We start from the raw sequence: 3,209 nt of genomic DNA, 5'->3' as shown, positions 1-3,209 counted from the left end.
TTGGTTATCTTCAGGATGAAGATTTGGTTACTTAGGATTGAGTAGTCAAGCATGGAGCGTAAGGACATTGTAGGGATACAGTCAGTTAACAGGAAGTTAGCTGCAACGGAATGACAATGGACACCTTTAGGATTTAAAGGGTTGGATTAGCATCAGGACGATGTAAAGGACACCGCTCACGGAACAAGTGACGCGCGCTAACGAGGATTGTTGGCAGATCAGGATAAGATCAAGGACACCGCTAGGAAGGCGACGAAAGGAATACGCTGAAGGATAACAGCACACTATCATGGATTTGATGCATGGAGCACACTTAGTAGCCGGATTGCTGCGAGTAAGACTATAGACCCCGATGAGCGCAAGCTCTCGGGGTTTTTCTTTATCTGTCGTTTCATTTATTCCTCTCTCAAACAAATAAATCAAAGACCTTTGATTACAATTCTGACATTTAAAGCATTCACTTCTTAACCACTTCCGAGTAACGTAAGTCGAACTAGGCTCAACTAGTTTCATAACCATAATTAAACTAAGGACAAATTCATGTCACACGTTACCTTCAAAGGCGCTGCTGTACCGCTAACGGGCACATTCCCACAAACAGGTGAAAAGTCACCAAGCTTTGCACTGACTGCAGGCGATCTTTCTGAACTGACTCTTGCTTCTCTTGAAGGCAAGAAAGTAGTTCTAAACATCTTCCCAAGCATCGACACAGCAACTTGTGCAACGAGCGTACGCACGTTCAACGCAAAAGCGGCAGAACTTGAGAACACGGTTGTTGTTTGTATTTCTGCTGACCTACCGTTTGCTGCGGGTCGCTTCTGCGAACTAGAAGGCATTGAAGGCGTTCAACACGCTTCAACTTTCCGTTCTCCTGCATTCGCATCAGACTACGGCGTAGCGATTGCTGAAGGCCCACTATCAGGCCTAACAACACGCGCAGTTGTCGTTGTTGATGAAAAAGGTGTGGTAACACACAGCGAGTTGGTTGCAGAGATCACTGAAGAACCAAACTACGAAGCGGCACTTGCAGCACTGTAAGTCTCACTTTTAGGCAGCAATGCCTTAAGCTCGTATTAACCTAATAGAGGTCAGTACAAAGCAATAAAAAGAGCAGCCATTGGCTGCTCTTTTAGTTTTTAATAATGAACGATTTTTAGATGCCGAAGTAGCAAATTAAAGCTGCTCTAATCGAGCGTAAGCCGTTACTAACCACTTAATCCCTTCACCATTGAACGCAACTTGAACTCGGCTTTGTGGGCCACTTCCTTCGAAGTTGATGATGGTACCTTCACCAAACTTAGGGTGTTTAACGCGAGAGCCCAAACTAAAGCCTGTTTCATTGAAGTTCTCTTTCACGGCGGTTTGGCTAAAGCGACCACTGCTTGCAGGGCGACTCACTTGCGCTTTCATACGCACTTCATCCAGACATGTCTCTGGTAGCTCACGAATAAAACGAGATGGCTTGTGATACTTGTCTTGACCGTACAAACGACGCATTTCAGCGTAAGTGATGTAGAGCTTCTCCATCGCACGGGTCATGCCGACGTAACACAGACGACGCTCTTCTTCTAAACGCCCCGCTTCTTCTGCAGACATCTGGCTTGGGAACATGCCCTCTTCAACACCAACCATGAATACCATTGGGAACTCTAGGCCTTTGGCACTGTGCAGAGTCATGAGCTGAACCGCATCATCAAACTCATCAGCCTGACCTTCACCCGCTTCCAAAGCCGCATGAGTTAAGAACGCTGTTAGCATGCTCATTTCATCCGCTTCTTCTGGTTTTTCAAACTGACGCGTTGCCGTTACCAATTCTTCCAAGTTCTCAATACGTGCCTTCGACTTCTCGCCTTTCTCTTGCTCGTACATCGCAAACAAGCCCGACGATTTGATCACGTGGTCGGTTTGCTCATGAAGTCTCAGTTCTATGGTGTCATCTTCAAGTGCATTGATAAGTTCAATAAAGCGGCTCAATGCACCCGCAGCACGACCAGGTAGCACTTGCTCTTCTATCAAAGCAACACTGGCTTCCCACATGGTTGCACCACGATCACGCGCTGCAAGACGAATCGTTTCTAGCGTTTTATCACCCAAGCCACGAGTCGGCGTATTAACGACACGTTCGAATGCCGCATCATTACTACGGTTACTCATTAAGCGCAGGTAGCTCAAAGCATCTCTAATTTCCTGACGCTCGAAGAATCGCATGCCACCGTAGATTCGGTAAGGCAGGCCACCTTGGATAAGCGCTTCTTCAAGCACACGAGATTGGGCGTTATTACGATAAAGCATCGCGGTATCTTCTAACGCACCGCCTTTCTCTTGCCACTCTTTGATTTTGCTAACCGTGAAACGCGCTTCATCTAACTCGTTATAAGCTGAGTAAACTGAGATTGGCTCGCCATCGTTGCCATCAGTCCACAGCTCTTTACCCATACGCTCGGTGTTGTTCGAGATAAGCTCGTTCGACGCCTGAAGAATGGTTTTGGTTGAACGGTAGTTTTGTTCGAGTCGAACCGTTGAAGCACCTGGGAATTCATCCAAGAACTTCTGAATATTTTCAATTTTAGCGCCACGCCAGCCATAGATAGATTGGTCATCATCACCCACGATCATCACGCGACAATCCGGGCCCGCCATCATACGTAACCAAGCGTATTGGATGTTGTTGGTATCTTGGAATTCGTCGACAAGAATGTGCTTAAAGCGAGCTTGGTAGTGCTCGCGGATGTGTTTCTTATCGCGCAATAGTTCATGCGATCGCAACAAGATTTCAGCAAAATCGACCAAGCCAGCACGATCACATGCCTCTTGGTAAGCAGAGTAAATCTTTAACCACGTTTGAGTTATTGGATCATGGTAGGCGTCAATGTGACTTGGGCGCAGCCCTTCGTCTTTCTTGCCATTGATCCACCAAGAAGCTTGCTTGGCTGGCCACTGCTTTTCATCAAGGTTTTGCGCCTTGATTAAGCGACGCAGCAAACGAATCTGATCATCTGAATCAATGATCTGGAAGTCTTCTGGCAGTTTTGCATCTAGGTAGTGAGCACGAAGAATGCGGTGACAGATACCGTGGAAGGTGCCGTTCCACATGCCCGACGAACTGCCCATCATCAACTCTTCAATACGACCACGCATCTCTGCTGCCGCTTTGTTGGTGAAAGTAACCGACATGATAGAGAACGGTGATGCTTGCTCTACGCTTTGTA

General features: G+C 47.0%; 2 protein-coding genes. One reads left to right on the top strand and one right to left on the bottom strand.

The annotated features are described in order from the left end of the window. Positions 1-540: 540 nt before the first annotated feature. Entirely contained in the window at positions 541-1,038 is a 498-nt protein-coding gene (gene tpx / locus AB4653_RS24095) for a thiol peroxidase (RefSeq protein ID WP_009848186.1), read from the top strand. A 135-nt stretch (positions 1,039-1,173) separates the two neighbouring features. Here tpx and uvrD read toward each other — a convergent pair. Then, on the bottom strand, positions 1,174-3,209 hold a 2,036-nt coding region (gene uvrD, locus AB4653_RS24090), incomplete at its 5' end, for a DNA helicase II (RefSeq protein WP_372105505.1).

It is taken from the genome of Vibrio sp. 10N.222.48.A3 (genome assembly GCF_041475345.1).
In the GTDB taxonomy this organism is placed as follows: domain Bacteria; phylum Pseudomonadota; class Gammaproteobacteria; order Enterobacterales; family Vibrionaceae; genus Vibrio; species Vibrio tasmaniensis_A.
Note: the sequence above shows the minus strand (reverse complement) of the source record. Positions and strands in the feature narration are given on the sequence as shown.

Excerpts from the sequence above, each read along its gene's own strand:
- tpx (WP_009848186.1), top strand. The coding sequence starts at position 541 with ATGTCACACGTTACCTTCAAAGGCGCTGCTGTACCGCTAACGGGCACA.